This window comes from Mycobacterium sp. D16R24 (assembly GCF_002013385.1).
In the GTDB taxonomy this organism is placed as follows: domain Bacteria; phylum Actinomycetota; class Actinomycetes; order Mycobacteriales; family Mycobacteriaceae; genus Mycobacterium.
In genome coordinates this window covers 35603-53775 of record NZ_MAEV01000004.1, presented here as the reverse complement: position 1 = coordinate 53775, position 18173 = coordinate 35603, and the positions used below count along the sequence as shown (strand labels likewise).

The 18173-nt window shown below is 62.5% G+C and carries 22 protein-coding genes and 1 tRNA gene; 9 read left to right on the top strand and 14 right to left on the bottom strand.

The window, feature by feature from the left end; all coding sequences use genetic code 11:
• The first annotated feature begins 63 nt into the window (after nucleotides 1–63).
• Together B4383_RS02645 and B4383_RS02640 are read left to right on the top strand one after the other, a co-directional pair.
• The gene (locus B4383_RS02645) at nucleotides 64–1008 is read left to right on the top strand and encodes a trypsin-like serine protease (RefSeq protein WP_078288581.1); all 945 of its coding nucleotides are present in this window, start codon (nucleotides 64–66) and stop codon (nucleotides 1006–1008) included.
• 45 nt (nucleotides 1009–1053) lie between these two features.
• Nucleotides 1054–1296: a hypothetical protein gene (locus B4383_RS02640; protein ID WP_078297793.1), complete on the top strand. Its 243-nt coding sequence runs from the start codon at nucleotides 1054–1056 to the stop codon at nucleotides 1294–1296.
• 16 nt (nucleotides 1297–1312) lie between these two features.
• Here the strand turns inward: B4383_RS02640 and B4383_RS02635 are convergent, their stop codons facing one another.
• Nucleotides 1313–1561: a hypothetical protein gene (locus B4383_RS02635; RefSeq protein WP_286143955.1), complete on the bottom strand. Its 249-nt coding sequence runs from the start codon at nucleotides 1559–1561 to the stop codon at nucleotides 1313–1315.
• 175 nt (nucleotides 1562–1736) lie between these two features.
• On the opposite strand from B4383_RS02635, the gene B4383_RS02630 reads away from it, so the two are divergent.
• The 3 genes from B4383_RS02630 to B4383_RS02620 are packed head-to-tail and all read left to right on the top strand — an operon-like array spanning nucleotide 1737 to nucleotide 3432.
• Nucleotides 1737–2201, top strand: a complete 465-nt coding sequence (locus B4383_RS02630) for a PadR family transcriptional regulator (RefSeq protein ID WP_078288585.1) — start codon at nucleotides 1737–1739, stop codon at nucleotides 2199–2201.
• The gene (locus B4383_RS02625) at nucleotides 2201–2578 is read left to right on the top strand and encodes a 2TM domain-containing protein (protein ID WP_078288587.1); all 378 of its coding nucleotides are present in this window, start codon (nucleotides 2201–2203) and stop codon (nucleotides 2576–2578) included. The genes B4383_RS02630 and B4383_RS02625 overlap by 1 nt, the downstream gene beginning before the upstream one ends.
• Entirely contained in the window at nucleotides 2575–3432 is an 858-nt protein-coding gene (locus B4383_RS02620) for a metal-dependent hydrolase (RefSeq protein ID WP_078288590.1), read from the top strand. Before B4383_RS02625 ends, B4383_RS02620 begins: the two co-directional genes overlap by 4 nt.
• 28 nt (nucleotides 3433–3460) lie before the next feature.
• On the opposite strand, the gene B4383_RS02615 is transcribed toward B4383_RS02620, so the two are convergent.
• Complete coding sequence (locus tag B4383_RS02615; protein ID WP_078288592.1) at nucleotides 3461–3724, bottom strand: hypothetical protein; 264 nt, start codon at nucleotides 3722–3724, stop codon at nucleotides 3461–3463.
• A gap of 168 nt (nucleotides 3725–3892) precedes the next feature.
• Between B4383_RS02615 and B4383_RS02610 the strand changes: the two genes are divergently transcribed.
• Nucleotides 3893–4111 (top strand): hypothetical protein, encoded by a 219-nt coding sequence (locus B4383_RS02610; protein WP_078288594.1) that lies wholly within the window; start codon nucleotides 3893–3895, stop codon nucleotides 4109–4111.
• Nucleotides 4112–4558: 447 nt separating this feature from the next.
• Here B4383_RS02610 and B4383_RS02600 read toward each other — a convergent pair whose 3' ends face one another.
• From B4383_RS02600 to B4383_RS02585, 4 genes are all read right to left on the bottom strand, one after another.
• A complete protein-coding gene (locus B4383_RS02600) occupies nucleotides 4559–5128 on the bottom strand; it encodes a hypothetical protein (RefSeq protein ID WP_286143954.1) in 570 nt (189 codons plus the stop codon).
• 4 nt (nucleotides 5129–5132) lie between these two features.
• Nucleotides 5133–5639, bottom strand: coding sequence for a hypothetical protein (locus B4383_RS26565; protein WP_176126553.1), 507 nt, complete (start codon nucleotides 5637–5639; stop codon nucleotides 5133–5135).
• 24 nt (nucleotides 5640–5663) lie between these two features.
• Nucleotides 5664–7151, bottom strand: coding sequence for a hypothetical protein (locus tag B4383_RS02590; protein WP_078288600.1), 1488 nt, complete (start codon nucleotides 7149–7151; stop codon nucleotides 5664–5666).
• Between the two features lie 457 nt (nucleotides 7152–7608).
• Nucleotides 7609–7691 (bottom strand) — tRNA-Tyr (locus B4383_RS02585).
• A 91-nt stretch (nucleotides 7692–7782) separates the two neighbouring features.
• Here B4383_RS02585 and B4383_RS02580 point away from each other — a divergent pair.
• Both B4383_RS02580 and B4383_RS02575 read left to right on the top strand, forming a co-directional pair.
• Entirely contained in the window at nucleotides 7783–8274 is a 492-nt protein-coding gene (locus tag B4383_RS02580; RefSeq protein WP_078288602.1) for a YajQ family cyclic di-GMP-binding protein, read from the top strand.
• Between the two features lie 12 nt (nucleotides 8275–8286).
• The gene (locus tag B4383_RS02575) at nucleotides 8287–8925 is read left to right on the top strand and encodes a LysE family translocator (protein WP_078288604.1); all 639 of its coding nucleotides are present in this window, start codon (nucleotides 8287–8289) and stop codon (nucleotides 8923–8925) included.
• Here B4383_RS02575 and B4383_RS02570 read toward each other — a convergent pair.
• Nucleotides 8922–9971, bottom strand: a complete 1050-nt coding sequence (locus tag B4383_RS02570) for a TIGR03617 family F420-dependent LLM class oxidoreductase (protein WP_078288608.1) — start codon at nucleotides 9969–9971, stop codon at nucleotides 8922–8924. The two genes, B4383_RS02575 and B4383_RS02570, sit on opposite strands and share 4 nt — an antisense overlap.
• Nucleotides 9972–10005: 34 nt before the next feature.
• Between B4383_RS02570 and B4383_RS02565 the strand changes: the two genes are divergently transcribed.
• Entirely contained in the window at nucleotides 10006–11028 is a 1023-nt protein-coding gene (locus tag B4383_RS02565; RefSeq protein ID WP_078288610.1) for an NAD(P)H-dependent glycerol-3-phosphate dehydrogenase, read from the top strand.
• Here the strand turns inward: B4383_RS02565 and B4383_RS02560 are convergent, their stop codons facing one another.
• From B4383_RS02560 to B4383_RS02530, 7 genes are all read right to left on the bottom strand, one after another.
• A complete protein-coding gene (locus B4383_RS02560; RefSeq protein ID WP_078288613.1) occupies nucleotides 11029–11841 on the bottom strand; it encodes an RsiV family protein in 813 nt (270 codons plus the stop codon).
• A gap of 20 nt (nucleotides 11842–11861) precedes the next feature.
• Nucleotides 11862–12353 carry a hypothetical protein gene (locus B4383_RS02555; RefSeq protein WP_078288616.1) on the bottom strand — a complete coding sequence of 164 codons (492 nt, stop codon included), beginning with the start codon at nucleotides 12351–12353 and terminating at the stop codon, nucleotides 11862–11864.
• A 37-nt stretch (nucleotides 12354–12390) separates the two neighbouring features.
• On the bottom strand, nucleotides 12391–13461 hold the full coding sequence (locus tag B4383_RS02550) for a ferredoxin--NADP reductase (RefSeq protein WP_078288619.1): 1071 nt from the start codon (nucleotides 13459–13461) through the stop codon (nucleotides 12391–12393).
• A 10-nt stretch (nucleotides 13462–13471) separates the two neighbouring features.
• Entirely contained in the window at nucleotides 13472–14335 is an 864-nt protein-coding gene (locus B4383_RS02545; protein WP_078288622.1) for an SDR family NAD(P)-dependent oxidoreductase, read from the bottom strand.
• Nucleotides 14336–14364: 29 nt separating this feature from the next.
• Nucleotides 14365–15969 (bottom strand): NAD(P)/FAD-dependent oxidoreductase, encoded by a 1605-nt coding sequence (locus B4383_RS02540; protein WP_078288624.1) that lies wholly within the window; start codon nucleotides 15967–15969, stop codon nucleotides 14365–14367.
• Between the two features lie 91 nt (nucleotides 15970–16060).
• On the bottom strand, nucleotides 16061–17044 hold the full coding sequence (locus B4383_RS02535) for a diiron oxygenase (RefSeq protein ID WP_078288626.1): 984 nt from the start codon (nucleotides 17042–17044) through the stop codon (nucleotides 16061–16063).
• Between the two features lie 91 nt (nucleotides 17045–17135).
• A complete protein-coding gene (locus tag B4383_RS02530) occupies nucleotides 17136–18119 on the bottom strand; it encodes a diiron oxygenase (RefSeq protein ID WP_078288628.1) in 984 nt (327 codons plus the stop codon).
• Between the last annotated feature and the right edge of the window lie 54 nt (nucleotides 18120–18173).

Sequence of the window (18173 nt, the reverse complement as noted above, 5' to 3'; positions counted from 1 at the left end):
GCATATCGGAACACGATGAGCAGGTCCTAGCTCGAACCTCACGCACTATGCAAGGAGTCCACCATGGCCACCGCAGTCAAGTCAACGAATCACAAACCGTCCGAGACCGAGTACGAAATCTCAGGGGCCGCCGGTGCGGCTGCGGTCACCGAACACGAATTGCCCTCGGGGCAAGCGGGTAACGCCGACACCGAGACGACCAATGCCGCCACGCAAGCACAGGGTGAATCGGCGGTCAGTGAACTGGGTTCGGTCGACGGGCTGACTATCGATGAGTCCGAGCTCGCGCCGCTGGACGCCATCCTCGGTAGTTATCCCGAGTTGGCCAATAATGCCGAAGTCATTATCGGTACCGATGATCGCGTTCGGGTCGGCAACACCACGACGTTCCCGTGGCGCGCTATCTGCCACCTGATCATCACCTCCGCCAACAACCGCACCTATGTCGGGACGGGCTGGCTGATCGCGCCTCGCACCGTCATGACGGCCGGGCACTGCGTCTACATGCATGCCGACGGTGGATGGGTGCGCTCGATCCAGGTGATTCCCGGCCGCAATTCCGGTGTCCGTCCGTTCGGGACCCATGTGGGTACCACCTTCCGCAGTGTCACCGGGTGGACCCAGAACCAGAACCGCGACAACGATTACGGCGCGATCATCCTGCCGTCGTCGTCGCGGCCGGGCGATCAGACAGGCTACTTCGGTTTCGCGACCCGCAACGACGACTTCCTGAAGGCCGCGGCGCTGAACCTGTCCGGGTATCCCGGCGAGAAGAATGGCGAGCAGTGGTTCATGGCGCAAAGCGCCAAGGCGGTCTCCGATCGCGTCATCACCTACAACATCGACACCACGGGCGGGCAGAGCGGTTCACCGGTGTGGGTGCTGCAGAACGGGAACCGTTACGGCGTCGGCGTTCACACCAATGGCGCCAACTCGGGCAACTCGGCCACCCGCGTCAACAGCGCCGTCTTCAACAACATGTCAACCTGGAAGAGTAACGGTATGTGACAAGGCATTTCAGGTATCGCGAGAAATCCGGACACTGGAGGATACGTGGTCGGTATCTCATTCCGTGACCCCGCCGGGCGTCCCATGGCCGGTGCTGTTATCAGCATCGCCGCGGCGCCCGGCGAGGTCCACGATATTGCGATGGTCGCCGACGACTGGGGCGAGATAGTGATCTCCGCACCCTTGGCCGGTGACTATCGATTTCTTGTGTCGCACACGGGAAAGACCTTTCATGCCACGGCCCATATCGCCGAGGGACAAGATCAACTCACCGTGACCGCCAGCTAGGCCGTCCGGGCACGGATCAACGCGACGTCTGGCCCGGAATATCGCGTGCGGCCGGATAACAGCCGTGCAGGCCGCTGATGAGATGATGCGCCTCATCAAGGTCTTTCTGCATCGTCCGCAGCCGCTTACGATGCCGCGGCGTCGCATTGCCGGTGCGGCAGATCTGCCGTTCGGTGGTGGCGATTTGTTGAGACACGTGGTCCACATGCTCATACAGCGACCGCAGCAGCACCCGAGCCTGCGCCACCGCTGCGTCTTCCGTCATGCGGGCATAGTCGCACCATTTCCCCGACTGTTCGCGACGGCACAGTCCTCGTCGGGAAATGAACTACGACAGGCGTAGTGGCTTGTCTGCACCATCGCTTGCCAGCCGTTGACTTCGTAATAGTTTCGATATAGCTTTCGTAATACTTTCGTAGGAGAAGAGAGGGGGCTCTGATATGGCACGTTTCTTCCGTCATGGCGAGCTGCCGCTCGTACTTCTGGCACTGCTGGCGCAGCGGCCGATGCATGGCTACGAGCTGATGTCCGAACTGTCGAGGCTCTTCGGGGCCGGCGGGTACCAACCGTCGCCCGGCACGGTCTATCCCGCGGTCGAGGCACTAGCCGTGGAAGGCCTGTTGACGGGTCAGACACGCGAGGGACGGACGGTTTATCGGGCGTCCGAAGAAGGCGAGCAAGCGCTGACCGGTCGAGCCGACGTGCTGGCGGCGGTGGAGTTGCGTACCGGCGCACGGTTCGGCCGCGGGGATTCCTTCGAGAAGATCCTCGCCCGGTTCTCCGCGCGGATCATGCCGTCCGCAGGGCGCGTGGATCCCGTCGCAGTGGAGACGATCCTCGATCGGGCCGCCACCGAGATCACTGGCCTTACCCGAGTTGACGACCGCAGGAGAGGAGCCAAATAGTGAGCGGTGACGCCTTTGAACGAGCGGTGGAACGCGCCGAACGCCGGGCCGAGGAGGAACAGCGCAGGCTCGAGCGAAAACGTCGGGCATGGATCGGGCAGGTGAATCGAGCGGCCTTCCAGATCCACGCCGCCACCTACGTCGCTGTGCAGATCCTTCTGGTCGCGATCTGGGCGCTGACCTGGAAATTCGACCACGGGACCGCCTATCCCTGGTTCATCTACCCATTGCTGGGCTGGGGCATCGCTCTCATCGCGCATTACGTCGTCGCCAGGTCCATTTGGCGTCACGCCGAGGGCGAGCCCGCCCCCGAGCCCTGGCCCGCCGAGGGTACCAACCGAGCTACGCATGAAACACCCACTCAGGAGTTGCCATGACCACCCCTACGGACGAGAGAACCCGGCCTATCAAGACCAGACGGATCACATTCCGTTATCCGACAGGCTCGCTGAATCGCCACTACGTGCAGGGCGATCTGGTGATGAGCCACATCATCGCCATGCTCTCCGCGGTGTTCCCCGAGGGGGAGGACTATTTCATTCGCTCGGTCAAGCACTTCTCCGACCAGATCACCGATCCCGTGCTGAAGAAGCAGGTGGCCGGGTTCATCGGCCAGGAGGTGACGCACGGGCGCGAACACCGCGAGCTCAACGAGCGGTTGCAGCAGATGGGCTACCCGACGCGCCTCGTCGACCGGGTGACCCTGCGAGGGATGAATCTCTACACGCGCTACCTGCCGCCTCGCTTCAACCTCGCTATGACGGCGGCCCTGGAGCATTACACCGCGACGCTCGCCGAGACTCTGCTGACCGATCAGCGCGCACAAGATCTACTGGGCGAGGGCGAGGTCCGCTCGATGCTTCTCTGGCATGCGCTTGAGGAGTCCGAGCATCGTGCCGTCGCAATCGATGTCTATCGAACAGTCGGGGGCACCGAACGGATGCGCAGGTGGGCCATGCGGCTGATCACCACGGTGTTCCTCTGCGGGACCCTCCTCGACACCCTGATGTCCCTGATTCTGGACAGGGCGACGTACAACCCGGCCAGGTTGTTCAAAAGCGTTGCCGAGCTGCGGCATTCACCGTTTGTCACCCGGGACGTACTCGACCGAGTCAGGGCCTACAACCGCCCCGGCTTCCACCCGGATGAATTCGACAACACCGACCTTGTGGATCGCTGGAACACCGAACTCTTCGGTGAGCAGGGACAGTTGGCCGGCCATCTGCGCTGAGGAGATGCGCCGGGCGTAGGGGGTCCATCTAGACCGACGTGCCGCGATTAGTGCCCGGCTTCTGAATCAGCAGGTCGTCATGCTCATGCTTTCGACATCTTTCGACAAAGGAGATCGCTGCGGAATTGTCGTCGAGGAATAGCTCGTACTGCTCGGTGTCGATCACGTAGTGCTCTTCGTAGTCAACGAGTCCGTTGCTGACTGGTATGGAGACGTAGTACCGGCCAGAATCGGTCTCCATACCAATTGAGTAGCGGTCCTCCATTGAGAAATAGACATCTTCAAATCTCATCGATGCCCACCCTCATTCGGCATATCGGTGACGTCCTACCCGGTGCTTGGCATACGGCACTCCATCGGCCTGGTGGTGAACTCTCGTCAGCATGGAAGGCGACCACACCCCGAACGCTGAGCCCTAGGTATAGCAAGTCGCTAGGCGCACCAGAAGATATGTTGGGGTGTGGCCGCACTCGTGACGCTCATCGCGTTTCTCATCATCGGCGTGAGTCTCTACGTGGTCTCCAGGAGTCGCAAGGCTTGGGGTCCCGCCCTGGGAAGACTCGCCACCGGCGATCCCGATTCGTTAAATGCCCGGTTGCAGGCAGAGCGCGCAGTGCCGCGACCACTCTGGCCGATTGACGAGGATGGCAACCCAATCGACGTAGACGGGCGTGGCTAGCTACAGCTTGGGATTTGAGGATCCAGCTGGGCAGGCTTGCAGCAGTTCATCTTTCGCCGACTTGAAGGACCACCGGTTTTGACTATCAAATCGTGGACCTGCACGACCTCAGCGGGTACGCAGGTTGCCGAAGGGGCGTGTATGAAACGCCACCCTTGCCGACGGCCTGTGAGCCACGCAGACGGTCCAGGGCGACCACAGCCCAGACGCTAGATCTGGGATGTGACAACAGAAGCTAACTGTCGTCGCTTGGCGGCCCATCCAGTTGACGATAGAGATACATCGATATGGCCAGGCACATTGCGCCTACGAACCCCGTCATACCCACGAGGAGGAACGGCGATCCCGAAACCAGGCCCACGATGGATCCAGTGATCATCAGAACAGACCCAACCCCTATCAGGGCGATCGGCAGTCTTGGCTTCGACTTCATGGCTTGTTACGGGTCTACTTCTGAGTCTCCGTGCAGATAGTGAACTGGCGCTCCGGGTGGTCGTATCCACCTTCGGGACACATATCAGCGGTACTGGTATCGAGGACCACCTTCGTCGCGCGTACGCGTGTTGGGAATGATTGGTCGACGCAGGAAACTCGGCGAGTACCGGCATCGGTGATGCTCAGACAATCTGTGAAGGCCCAATAGATATCTAGGCAGGCGGTCCATTCACCCGCGGCCGTGTTCTGGTAGAAGCGTCGGTCAATGTCAGACACGCATTCGTCCGGGGTGGTGACGCGCTGAATGACTCGATGCGTCGCATCCGGCCCGCCACAATCGGCTGGGCGCATGCCAGCTTCCCATGGCTTGCCGGTCACTTTCACACACGCACCTATCGGAGCCTCTTCGGCCCCGGCCTGCGTCGTGGCGGCGGGCGATGCGAACTCGCCCGGGATGGAGGCGAAGTTCGTTTCTGCCGGCGGCGCCGCATTTGTAGATGCTGTCGCGGGCTTATTTGAATCTTGACAGCCCGCTACCACGGCAACAACTAATGTCATTGCAGCAATCGCCTTGAAGGTCATGACCTTACTCTTCGCCGACACCGTTGTAATCGACATATTTATCGATTCCCATGACTTTCCATTTTCCTTGCAACCGGAACATGCTGAATCTCACGGCAGCAGCGGGGTCAAAGTAAACTTCAGTTTTCTGATCGGCGAACTCGGTATATAGTTCTGCAACGTATACCTGCTCGCCGCGCGCCAATATATTAAGCCTGACTATATGAATAGGGCCGTGTTTTTGGATTCTGGCTATGATCTTCTCGGGATACACTCCCCGGCCGCCCGCGTTAAATCCGGGAGTAAGTTCGTCTTTCGCCTCCCCAATGGACAGCGACTTGATTTTCTTCAGGTCGCCGTTATTCATAGCATCGATATACTGTTCGATGACGGCACGGACCTGGGTGTCATCGTTTGCGGCGTCTGAGTCTTTCACGCCGAAAACGTACCCCAACACCGCCGCAACCACAACCGCCGCCACCACTATCAGTGATGTAAGTGTTTTTCGATACTTCGCTATAAACTCAGCCACTTGCCCTCTATTCACCAGAATCTTCTAACGCATCGCAACTTCTGCAATGCACCTTTCCGCGCCGTTGGCGGTCGTAACCCAATTGCCTGGCTGGAATTCGGTAACAACATAACCCCATTTATATATTTTCTGTTGCGATCCAATCGAGCTGTTGAGCGATTTATCCATGGGGAAGACGAGTCGGTCATCATCCTTTAACCCTTCCCATAAAAGGTCCGGCCCGTGGCCACCGACTAACCCACCGGCGTATGCGCCGGGGTTAGCCTTCTTGGCCGCCTCCGCCTCCCTCCTACCTCTGGCATCCCAAAATGATCTCGTACCTATTCGCCGCCAAACCTCACTGCCGAGGGCCTGATTGCGCTCAATCAAATCATTGCCAAGATCAATGTACTTCTGCCTCTGCGCGATCAGGTCAGGCGTCAGGGCGGCAGTGCCCTTCTTAAAGCAGATCGGCACGGGGCCCTTGCAATTTGGGTCGCTAGGGAAGCAGATCAGCCGTTTGATGCCCTCGCACACCAGACCACCGAACGGCGTCTTTAGGACGTCACATACGTCTTCGAGTAGCTGGTCATCCGACTTATCTTTCGGCTTGTCCGCTTTAGTCGGCTCCGGTTTGTTGTCCTGCGTGGGAACAGGCTTGTTGTCCGGTTTGGTATCCGGCGTCATCGCCGGCTGGTTATCCGGCTTGGGCTTCACGGGCTTGTCTGGTGGGCAGTAAGAGCACTCAAATGGCGTGATCGGCAGTCGCCCGGGCTTGCGACTTCCATCCGGGCCGAGTCCGCCTCCACCGCCCTTCGGCAAGATCATTTCGGCTATTTGGGCTATCTGCTGAGCCACCTCGCCCACCTGGCTCATGGAGTCGAGCAACTGCAACGCCGAGTCGATCGCCATGTCCTCCTGGATGGCTTCGCACTTCTGCTGGCGCTGCTGATCGCCTTGGTCTTGCTGGTTTTGCGACTGTTGCTGCTGCGACTCCTGATTCTGATTCGCTTGTTGGGGCTGCTGATTTTGGCCACTCTGGTTGCCCTGTTGCGGCGACTGCTGACCTTGCTGTGGGGCCTGCTGCTGCGGCGCTTGGTAATTAGGGTTCGGCTGCCCAGGACCCTGGGTGTACCCAGGCGCAGTGGAGTAGTCCGGAATCTGCGTGCCGTGGGCAGGCTGATCCCAGCCTTGCTGCGGCTGCTGTGCGCCTTGCTGGCCTGGAACCTGCTGGGCGCCAGGTGATCCCGTGTTGTAGATGGAGATTCCCGAGTTTTGGTCTAGTGGTGGCTGATTGACGCCTCCCTGATAGTCGGGCATCTGTGGCGGTAGGCCGGGGGGCTGGAACTGGGAGCCGTTCATCCCACCTGGACCGCTGGGGCCTCCCGTGGGCCCAGTGGGGTCGGCTGCGCCTGTGGCGATCGTGGAGAAGCCGCTACCTGGAGTCGTGTAGTCGCCAGCCACCTTGACTCCACCAACGATTACAGCCGCTAGTGCCGTCACTGCCAGAGTCCTACGCAAACCCGAAGACATCAGCCGACGATGCTTGATGACCAAGATATGAGCCCCTCCACACAAATCCCCACAGGCGGCCGTGGGTAGCCGCGATCGGACTCTCTCACACTAAAACCGAGATTGTCCAGAGGAAACTAGTTTGCTGAAACGGCTAGAGATCTCCGCTGGCCGCGAATGTCGCGCACTATTGCGTGATTCGACCAGCAATCGGTCAAGATCGTCGCTGGTGCCGCCCTCTTCGTTCTCCAGAACCCCCAAGGTCGAGGGCGGCACCTCAGATTCGGGGGGGGGGGGGGGTGACACAGCCCCTCCATAAGAGAGCTACCGGAGGGACCTTGGGCCCGTACGGGGCGCCCATCCCCGACGATCTGGACGCCGTTGCAACCGCCCTCGACACCGCTTCGCAGACCTACTGCGTACGATCCAGACCCCCTAAAACGACCTCAGGCCCCCTCGAGAGGGGGCCTGAGTGCTGTGGCGGGTGCAGGATTCGAACCTGCGTAGGCGTAAGCCGACGGATTTACAGTCCGCTCCCATTGGCCGCTCGGGCAACCCGCCTTATCAGACGATGCAGGATACAACGATAGGGTCGGGCTAACGCAAACCGACTGGATACGGAACATACGAGGACCAGAAAGAGGGAGCAGTCATGGCGGATTCATCATTCGACATCGTGAGCAAGATCGACCGTCAGGAGGTCGACAACGCGCTGAACCAGGCGGCCAAGGAACTGGCCACCCGATTCGACTTCCGTGGGACCGACACCACCATCGCCTGGAAGGGTGACGAGGCCATCGAGCTGGTGAGCTCCACCGAGGAGCGCCTGAAGGCGGCCGTCGACGTCTTCAAGGAGAAGCTGATCCGTCGGGACATCAGCATGAAGGCCTTCGATGCGGGCGACCCCGCCCCCAGTGGCAAGACTTACCGGCTCACCGGAACCCTCAAGCAGGGCATCGACGCCGAGAACGCCAAGAAGATCAACAAGATCATCCGCGACGAGGGCCCCAAGGGCGTCAAGTCGCAGGTACAGGGCGAGGAAATCCGGGTGTCGAGCAAGAAGCGCGACGACCTGCAGGCCGTTCAGGCCCTGTTGAAGGGCTCCGATCTCGATATTGCGTTGCAGTTTGTCAACTATCGGTAAGACGATGGTCCGGTGATCTCTCCAACGCATCTGATCGGTTTCACGATCGCGGCCTACGCCATCATCGTGATCCCCGGGCCCAGCGTGCTGTTTGCGGTCGGCCGCTCGTTGAGCCTGGGGCGCAAGTCGGGTCTGGTCACGGTGCTCGGCAACACCACCGGCACGATGGTGCCGCTGGTGCTGACAACTGCCGGGCTGGGCGCACTCCTGGCCGCGTCCGCCTGGGCACTGACGGTGGTGAAGCTCGTCGGCGCCGCCTACCTGATCTACCTTGGCGTACAGGCGATCCGGAACCGTAAGTCGCTCATCGACGCGTTGAACGCGCAGCATCCCGCGGTCGGTACGCAACGTGTGTTCCGGCAGGGCTTCGTCGTCGGTATGACGAACCCCAAGACGGCACTGTTCTTCGCGGCGGTACTCCCCCAGTTCGCCGATCCCGCGGCGGGGTCGATACCGGTGCAAATCGCGGTGTTCGGTGGCATCTTCGTACTGATCGCGCTCGCCTCGGACAGCCTGTGGGCGGTGCTGGCGGGCACCGCACGCAACTGGTTCGCACGCTCCCCCAAGCGTCTTGAGGCGGTCGGGGCCACCGGCGGATTCATGATCGTCGGGCTGGGCGCCGGGGTGGCGATCTCCGGAACCCACGCCTAGCGGGCCTGCGCGCACTCTCGAAGCAGCTCGGCCAGCAATGCGCGGTAGGGCCGGTACGGGGTGTTGAAACCCAATCGGTGCACCAGAACGCCGTAGCAGGCCTGTAATTCACGTGCGCCCTGCACGACGTCGGTCACGGTAACGGCCGCGGTATCGACGAACTCGTCGTCGATCAGGCTGGTCATCGCATCCCATTCGCCTTGTTTGGACAGCTCTTTCAGTTTCGGCCCAACCTCAGCCCGGCCGTGCAATTCCAGGATCGGCCAGTAGGCGGGTGTGGACCCGTAAAAGGCGAGCTGCTTGCGCACCGCCGCGCGGGCGCTGGCCAGCTCCGCATCATCACGCCCGATGATGATCATCGGCGAGTGATGGATGTGAATGTCGGCGAGCGTCTTTCCGGATTTCTCCGCGCCCCGCGCCAACGTCGGAAGGGTGACCTGCGCGAGGTACTCGGGTGTACAGAACGGGTGCGACAGGAATCCGTCCGCGACCTCGCCAGCCACCTCGGTCATCCCGCTACCGACACCGGCCAGCCAGATAGGTGGCGGGCCAAAGGCGCTCACCTCACCCGGATCGGGCATGAACATCGGCGTCATGAGGGTGTTCTGGTAGAACTCGCCGCGATAATCCAGGCGGCCACGCTCCTGCCAGGACTGCCAGATGGCGCGCACGGCCAGCACCATGTCCCGCATCCTCGCGGCGGGACTACTCCACGGCATGCCGAACCGGCGGGTGATGTGGGGTTTGATCTGCGTGCCGAGCCCAAGGATGAATCGCCCATTCGAGTATGCCTGCAGGTCCCAGCCAATATTGGCGAGCAGCATCGGATTTCGCGCGAACGCTACCGCGATCGAGGTGCCCAGGGTGACCTCCTTCGTGTGCTCGGCGGCCAGCAACAGCGGCAAGAAGGGGTCGTGCGCTCCCTCGAACGTCCAGATACCGGAGTACCCGGCACCCTCGGCCTCGGCAGCGTCGGCAGCCATGGCGGTCAACCCGGTCGTGAGCGTTACATCGATCAGCACCGCACTCATATTGCCGAAGTCCATATTCGAGGCGCACCGGGCCCATACCCTGGCGGGCATGGCAGCACTTCGTGAACCACAAGTCGTCGTCCTCGGGGGCGGATCCTGGGGCACCACTGTGGCGTCGATTGTCGCGCGTCGCAGCCCTACCCTGCAGTGGGCGCGCTCGCCGGAGACCGTGGCGGACATCAATGAACGGCACCGCAATTCGCGATATCTCACCGACGAGGTCGAGCTCACCGAAAGCCTGCGCGCCACCTCGGACCTGCACGAGGCCATCGAGCAGGCCGACGTGGTGATCATGGGGGTTCCCTCGCACAGCTTTCGCGAGGTGCTCACCGAAATCGGGCAATCGCTGCGCCCGTGGGTGCCAATCGTCTCGCTGGTCAAGGGCCTCGAACAGGGGTCCCGGATGCGGATGTCGCAGATCATCGAGGAAGTTCTGCCCGGGCACCCGGCGGGCATCCTGGCCGGGCCCAACATCGCCAAGGAGGTAGCCCGCGGGTATGCGGCCGCCGGTGTTGTCGCGATGCCCGATCAGCACCAGGCAGCGCGTCTCGGAGAGCTCTTCCGCACCTCACGTTTTCGCGTGTACAGCACCAACGACGTGGTCGGTGTGGAGATGGCGGGCGCGCTCAAGAACGTCTTTGCCATCGCGAGCGGTATGGGTTATGCGATCGGGATCGGCGAGAACACCCGCGCCATGGTGATCGCGCGGGCCCTGCGGGAGATGACCAAACTCGGTGTGGCCATGGGCGGTAACCCCGAGACGTTCCCGGGCCTGGCGGGCCTGGGCGACCTCATCGTCACCTGCACCAGCCCCAGCAGCCGCAACCGGCACGTGGGTGAGGAAATCGGCAAGGGCAAGACCATCGACGAGATCATCCAGGCGATGAATCAGGTGGCTGAGGGCGTGAAAGCCTCGTCGGTGGTGATGACGCTCGCCGACGAGTACGGCATCCACATGCCGATCGCCCGCGAGGTTGACGGGGTGATCAACCACGGCTCCACGGTGGAGCAGGCCTACCGCGGGCTCATGGCGGCGACGCCCGGCCATGAGGTGCACGGCACCGGATTCTGATCAGGCCGGCAAGTACTCGGGCTTCACCACATCACGCAGCTCGGACAGCGCTACCCGGCTCTGCATCGGCCCCTCGGCATACGCCGCGACCTGGTAGGGCTCGAAGGAGAACAGCAGCGCGTCGCCGTCCAGGGAGAGGTTCTTAAAGTTCCCGGCCTCCGGAACTGTTCCGGTGTCCACGAATTCGGTGCCCACACCGCCGAGTTGCGCGCGCAGATCGCTGCGGACCAGCGCGGAGATCTTGGGCAGCGCCGCCGCGAGATCGATCAGCAGCGACCCCAGCGTGACGGCCTGTTTCGTGATGCGGTCGAAGGTGACGGTGCGAAACGCGAATCCCGGGTGATAGCCGCCGAGCGACTCACTGATGGAGAACCGGACTCCATCGGTCGGATGCACACCTTTACCCTGGTACGCGTCAAAGGTGACGTTGAGCGCCCACTGCTTGCCTACGGGCGGAGCTCCGGCACGCTCGACGGACGTGCGGAATTTGGCGCGGATATCCACCACCAGCTCGTCAACCGCCTTCTGCAGCTCAGGGAACGACGAATCCCACTGGACGGGGATGAGCAGGTGTTGCGTGGCCTGTGGCGTGACCTCGTCGATGACGCAGCCCTGGCTGGCGTCCCATCGACCGCCGTGTTTGGGGCACGCGGACTCCGCAGCCGGATCGATCGTCACGGTCGGGGTGGTCGAGGCCGGCTCTGACGCGCTGCTGGATTCCCGAGTAGGCGTATCTCTGGCTGCTTCTCCCCGATCGCAACCGACGAGGACGATGCCGCACACGGCGGCGATCAGCAAGTTCCCAAAGCGCATGCCACCAATCTAACGGGCCACTAGGTGGTGTAGCTGCCGCCCGGACCGACCACGAAGCCGTTCTGCCAGCGGTTGTTGACACAGGTCAGCGTGCCAGCACCGTCCAGGCCGCAGCTGACCTCGCGGTAACTCAGGCGATGCCCCGGAGGCAAGGGCTTGAAGGATTCACCGCCGATGCCGTAGATCGGCCGATCGGTGCTGGCGAAACCGGGAGCGGTACTGCCGCTGACGAGGTTCGCCCCGTTCGGTGCCCCGGGCAGCGGGCCACTGCAGCCGTAGCTGGCGTCGGCGCGCTTGATCAGACATGAGATCCCGCCGGGGATCGTGAAACCGTAGGCCGTGTCCGCCATGATGCTGTATTCCAACGGCGATACCGCGGTAAACCCGTTGACGTTCGGAAGCCCGGACGGGTCAAGCGGATTCGGGGTGTCCGGGTCGGCAGATGCCACACCCGCGAGCATGACGGCGGCGACCGCGCTGGTCATAGCGCCAAGGATGGGCAGGGTACGCATCCCGTGACCATATCCAAGATCGCGCGCAATCTCGCGTCTACTGATCGAAGACGATATCGACACTGTCCGTAACCGGAACGGCCTGGCAGGCCAGGGTCAGCCCCATGGCGAGGTCAGCGTCGACCAGCGTGTCGTTGCGGAGCATCCGTACCTCACCGCGGCGCACCGTGCAGGCACAGGCACTGCACGCGCCTTCGCGGCACGAGTACGGCGCGTCGATGCCCCGGGCCAGCAGCACATCTAGCAGCGGAGTGTTCCTGGGCCACTCGACGGTGATCTGCGTGCCGTCGAGTTCCACGCTCGCCTCGGCGGCGTCCCCATCACCGGCCCGCGGCACCACGATGTCGGCGAACGGGTCGCCGGTCAGCGACTGGTACAGCTCGACGTGAATGTGATGGGCAGGCATCCCGACGGCCGATAACGCGGCACGGGCACCGTCCATGAAGGGCGCCGGACCACAGATGTACGTGCTGTACCGCCGATAGGCGGCGAACAACTCGGCCATGGCTTCGCGGGTGGGCAGTCCGCGTTCGGACTCGAGCCAGTGCACCACCCGCAGCCTGTCCGGGAATTCCACCATGATCTCTTCGATCTCGGCACCGAAGATGACGCTGTGCTCATCCCTGTTCGCGTAGAAGAGGTAGACCGTTCCGGCGCCGCCGAGCAGAACCGACTTGGCTATGGACAGCATCGGGGTGATGCCGCTGCCCGCCGCGATCAGTAAGAAGTCGCCGTCCAGTGAACGCGGCACGAAGACCCCGGAGGGGGTGAGCACGGTGATGCGGTCCCCGACAACGACGTTGTCGCACAGCCAGTTCGACGCATACCCGCCGTCTGTGCGTTTGACGGTGACGACGAGGTCGTCATCGAGATGGGGCGAGCTGGACAGCGAATAGCAGCGGGCCACCGAGCCCGTCTGCTCACTGGGGATTTTCAGCGTGAGGAACTGGCCCGGGCGGTAGCGGAAAGCAGACGCGAGCGCGTCCGGCACTTCGAACACCAGGGAGACCGCATCGCCTGTTTCCCTGATGATTTCGACGACCTCCAGCGAGTGAACGTGGGGGTTTCCGGTCACTGTGCGCGTATCGGGCGCGACCGTGTCTGTCATCGACGGCGGCCTAGAGTTCGATACCGAAGCGGCCCGCGACCTTCTTGCCGATTCCGTACTTGCCGATTCCGTAGAAGGGCGCCATCAGGTCCCCGTAGCGCGGTCCGATGATGCGCGGTATGGCGTCGAACACCCGGGCATCGGGACCGATCAGCACACGGGGCCGATTCTTCTCGACTCCCCGCAGAATGATCCGGGCCGCCGAATCCGGCCGGGTGATGGCCGCGAGCTGGAAACCCTTTCGGACGGTTTCCCGGTCAACACCTTCCGGGATCCCGCGCGCACTTGAGGCGATGTTGGTCTTGATCCCGCCGGGGTGCACACAGGTGACGCCGACGGGATACTTTGCCGCCCGGATCTCCTGCCGCAGCGCCTCGGTGAAGCCACGGACAGCGAATTTCGCTGCGTTGTAGGCACTCTGCGAGGGTATGCCCATAAATCCGAACACCGATGACACGTTGACGATGTGGCCGTCGCCCGATTCGATGAGGTGTGGCAGGAATGCCTTGGTGCCGTGCGCGACACCCCAGAAGTTGATGTTCATCAACCAGTCGAAGTCATCCCATTCCATGTCCTTGACGTCGGCAGAAAGCGCCACCCCGGCGTTGTTGAACACCAGATTGACCTGACCGAACTCGTTCTTGACATCGGCGGCGTGGGCATACACGGCGGCCCTGTCGGCAACGTCGAGTTCGAACGGGATGGCGGTCGCGCCCGCCTTCTCACAGCGCCCGGCGGTATCGGCCACCCCGGCGGTGTCGATGTCCGAGAGCGCCAAACGCGCTCCGCGCTGGGCCAGCGTCAAGGCCAGGCTGCGGCCGATACCCGAACCGGCACCGGTGATTACGGCGACCTTGTTATCGAAGTTTTTCATCGTTTTCTCGCTTCTGTTGGGCGGGTGGCCTAGTTCGCGGCCATACTCGGCGAGGTCTGCCGGGGGCCGTCTGCGAGCGGGACGGTCTTGCGTACGGCCGGAGGCACCGCACCCTCGAACTCGTACTCGGTGGGGTCCACTTTTCTTGTCTGCGACCAGTATTCGAAGGTGAATCCCGACCATAGCGTCCGATTCTTGCCATGCTCGTCCAAGTACCAGCTCTGGCAGCCACCGTTGTTCCAGACCGAGCCCTGCAGCTTGCGCTGCACTTCGGCGTTGAACCGGTCCTGGGCTTCGCGGGTGGGCACGATCGCCTGGGCGTAGGCCGCATCGATGTGTTTGATCGCCTCGGTGACGTAGTGGATCTGCGACTCGATCATGAACACGATCGAGTTGTGGCCCAACCCGGTGTTGGGACCCAAGAGGAAGAAGAGGTTGGGCATGCCGGCGATGGTGATTCCGCGGTGGGCGGTGACGCCCTCCCGTGACCAGCGGTCGCCGAGGTCCTCCCCGTTCTGCCCCTTCAGATCCAGGTACTTGTACGAGTCGGTGACGTGAAATCCGGTACCGAAGATGATGGCGTCGACCTTGCGCTCAATCCCGTCGCTGGTGACGACGCCGTCGGCGGTCACCCGCGCGATGGACTCGGTGACCAGTTCCGTCTTCGAGTTCTCGATGGCCTTGTAGTACGTCGCCGACCCCAGGAGCCGTTTGCATCCGGCGCGGTAATCGGGTGTCACCTTGCGGCGCACTTCCGGATCCGAGATCTGGCTCTTGATGTACGCACGGCCCAGCAGCTCAACACCTTTGAGAAGGGCGGGGCGCCGGTTCATCGCGTACGCACCGGCTTCAGCGCCGAAGTACATGCCGCTGCGGAACAGCGCACGCAAACCCGGGATGTTCGCAAACGCACGCTTGGCCACCGAGCTGAACTCGATATTGGTGCGTGGCAATACCCACGGTGCGGTGCGCTGGAACAGCTTCAGTTCGCCAACCTGGCCGACGATCTCAGGGACGAACTGAATAGCACTGGCGCCCGTACCGATAACGGCAACCTTCTTGCCGGCCAGGCCGAAGTCGTGGTTCCACTGCGCGGAATGAAAGACCGGCCCCTCGAAGCCATCCAGGCCCTCGATCTCCGGGATGCTCGGGATGTGCAGGGCACCGACCCCGGAGATAAGGAACTGACAGATGTATTCCTGCCCGCTCTCGGTGAACACATGCCAGCGGTACTCGCTGTCATCCCAATACCCGCGGGTGACGCGCGTATTGAAAGCGACGTGCCGATACAGACCATATTTGGCGGCGACTTCCTTGAGGTAGTCGAAGATCTCGGGCTGCCGGGAGAAGAGCTGTTCCCAGTTCGAGCGCGGCTCGAAGGAGAACGAATACAGGTGGGTGGGCACATCGCACGCCGCACCGGGATAGGTGTTGTCGCGCCAGGTGCCGCCCATTTCACCGGCCTTTTCCAGGATGAGGAAGGGCACCCCCATCTTCTGCAGCGCGATCGCCGCGCCGATACCCGAGAAGCCGGTGCCGACAATCAGCGCACGAACACGGATGGGCTCCGACCGGCCGCCCTCGACCACAGTGTCTGGCTGCCGCTCTTCGGACGGTGTATCGGTAACAGTCATGTGGCGCAATCGCTTTCTCTTTCGAAGGTGGACCCTTGACACGGCAGAACTGGCTCATTGCCACCGGCAACGAGCCAGTTCTCTGCGGCGCTTACCGCGCCTTGATCTCGGCCAGGATGTCGTCCGGCATCGCCCGCGACATCCGCAACAGCCGGCCGGTGAATTTGCCGTCCAGGAAACCGATCTCGTGCATGAAGCGCATCAGCGGCTCCGACACCCACGTCGCATTCTCGCGATAGTTCGGCGAGGTGAGGAACGTGAACATGCCGCGCAGGGGATGAATACCCACCGACCGGTACGCCTTGGGGTTGAAGAGCACTGGATAGATGCCGATCACCGAGAGGGCGAAGACCGCACGGTGGAAAGCGTTGGAGACTGGCCCCCGCTCGGCGATCTGTCGCACCAGTTCCTCACGCGCATAAGTGATATGCCGCGCCTCTTCCAGCACGTGAATCTTCATGAGCTGACGAGCGTGCGGCTGCACCGTCTCATCCATCATCGTCTCGCGCTGCGCGCGGTCCAGGACCTCCTCGACCAGCAGCAGGGTGCCAAGCCCTGAGGGGCCCAGCGGCACCAAACCGAGGAGCCGGATGACGCGCGTCGCAAACTTGGGATAGGTGTACGGCTCAATGCCGAGCTTGTTCACCAGGCGGCCAAACATGGTGGAGTGCCGCGCTTCCTCGCTGATCTCGGTCAACGCGTAACGGCCGTGATCAGTCGCTCCCCCGTTCTGCTCCACAACCTGCCGCCACAGCATGGCGCTGAGACCGGTCTCGACGTAGATGCCGAAGCTCAACACGGAGCCGAGCTCGTGACGCGTCAGTTCGATGCGCTGATCCTGAGTCAGCTTGTCCCACAACTTGGTGCCATACAGCGACGTTCGGCGCGGCGTGGCCCAGTACAAGCCGGGCACCACCGGGGCGTCCCAGTCGATGTCAACCTCGCCGTCATAGGCACGCTCCGCGGCCGAGCGCAGCAGTCGTTGCGCTGTCTTTTGCCGGTCGCCCACAGTCTTACCCCGTACCGACGAGGCTCCCGCCTCGTGCAGGGCCGTCGGTTGGTCGATGGTCGTCATTGATCCCGCCCTCCAAGTTTATGCATTACTTTCAGTACCCGTTACTTTTAGTTTCATGCTCGCACTGTCGTTTGTCAATCCCCCAGCGAGGTCACAGGAGCCCTCGACCTCTGAGAATCGCCCGCGCAGCACCGGTTCTGAACATGCCCGCGTCCTGGGCGACGTCGAAGTAGCGCCGCAGCAGCACCGTGTTCCGATAGCGGCCGTTCTCGCCGCGGGCGGCCGCTCTGCGACCCGCCCGCTCGGTCAACCCCACGCTGCGGTACACCGGCGAGCGCACGATCAAGGACGTCGCCAAGACCGTCAGTAGCGCGGCCGAGACATCGGCCAACGCCGGCGGGAGATACCTGCGCGCATCCACGGCGCGGTAGAGCTCATCCTCGGCGAACTCAAGCTGGCGACGGCCGACCAGAACGCAGATCTTCGCGACCTGCCGGACCACGGGCTGGGCCTGTTCGTCAGCCTCAAGCTCACACATCAACTGATGGATCAACCGCTGGAGCAGGAGGACGAATCCGCGTCCGAGCGGACCGTGTGGGATGAGTGGCACAAAGAACCGCTGAAGGCGCTGCACCGCCATCGGAGCGGGCTGCAGCTCCAACCCCGTCTTGTTGATCAGCCGGCCGACCATGGTGGCGTTACGGCTGATATCGCGGACGCTGGCGAGGAGGAAACGGGTGTAATCGTCGGTCAGGGTGTTGCCTTCGATGACGTCGCGGAACATCAGCGATGCCAGCGCGCCCTGGGCATCCACGACGAAGCTCAGCAGGCTGACCAGCTCCTGGCGCGCCAGCTCACCGCGCTGCTCAGCCGAAAGCACGTCCCACTCCGGGGTGCCGTAGAGCGATACCTGCTGGGCGGCCAGCCAGTGCATCCCCGAGTCCAGGGGCGCATCCCAGTCGATATCCAGCTCGGGGTCGTAGCTGAGCTCCGTGGCCTCGAAGAGCAGTCGCCGGGCCGTCTTGAGCCGATCACCCACCCGGCGCCTGCGCTCAGGAATCCCGCCATCGACCGTGGTAGCCGGCCTGAAGTCGTAGTCGGTGTAGTTGATGTCTTTGTAACTGCTGGACGTCACGTCATCGCCTTCTGGTCAGCCAAGATTGAATATCCGTATCCAAAAGTATGGGGT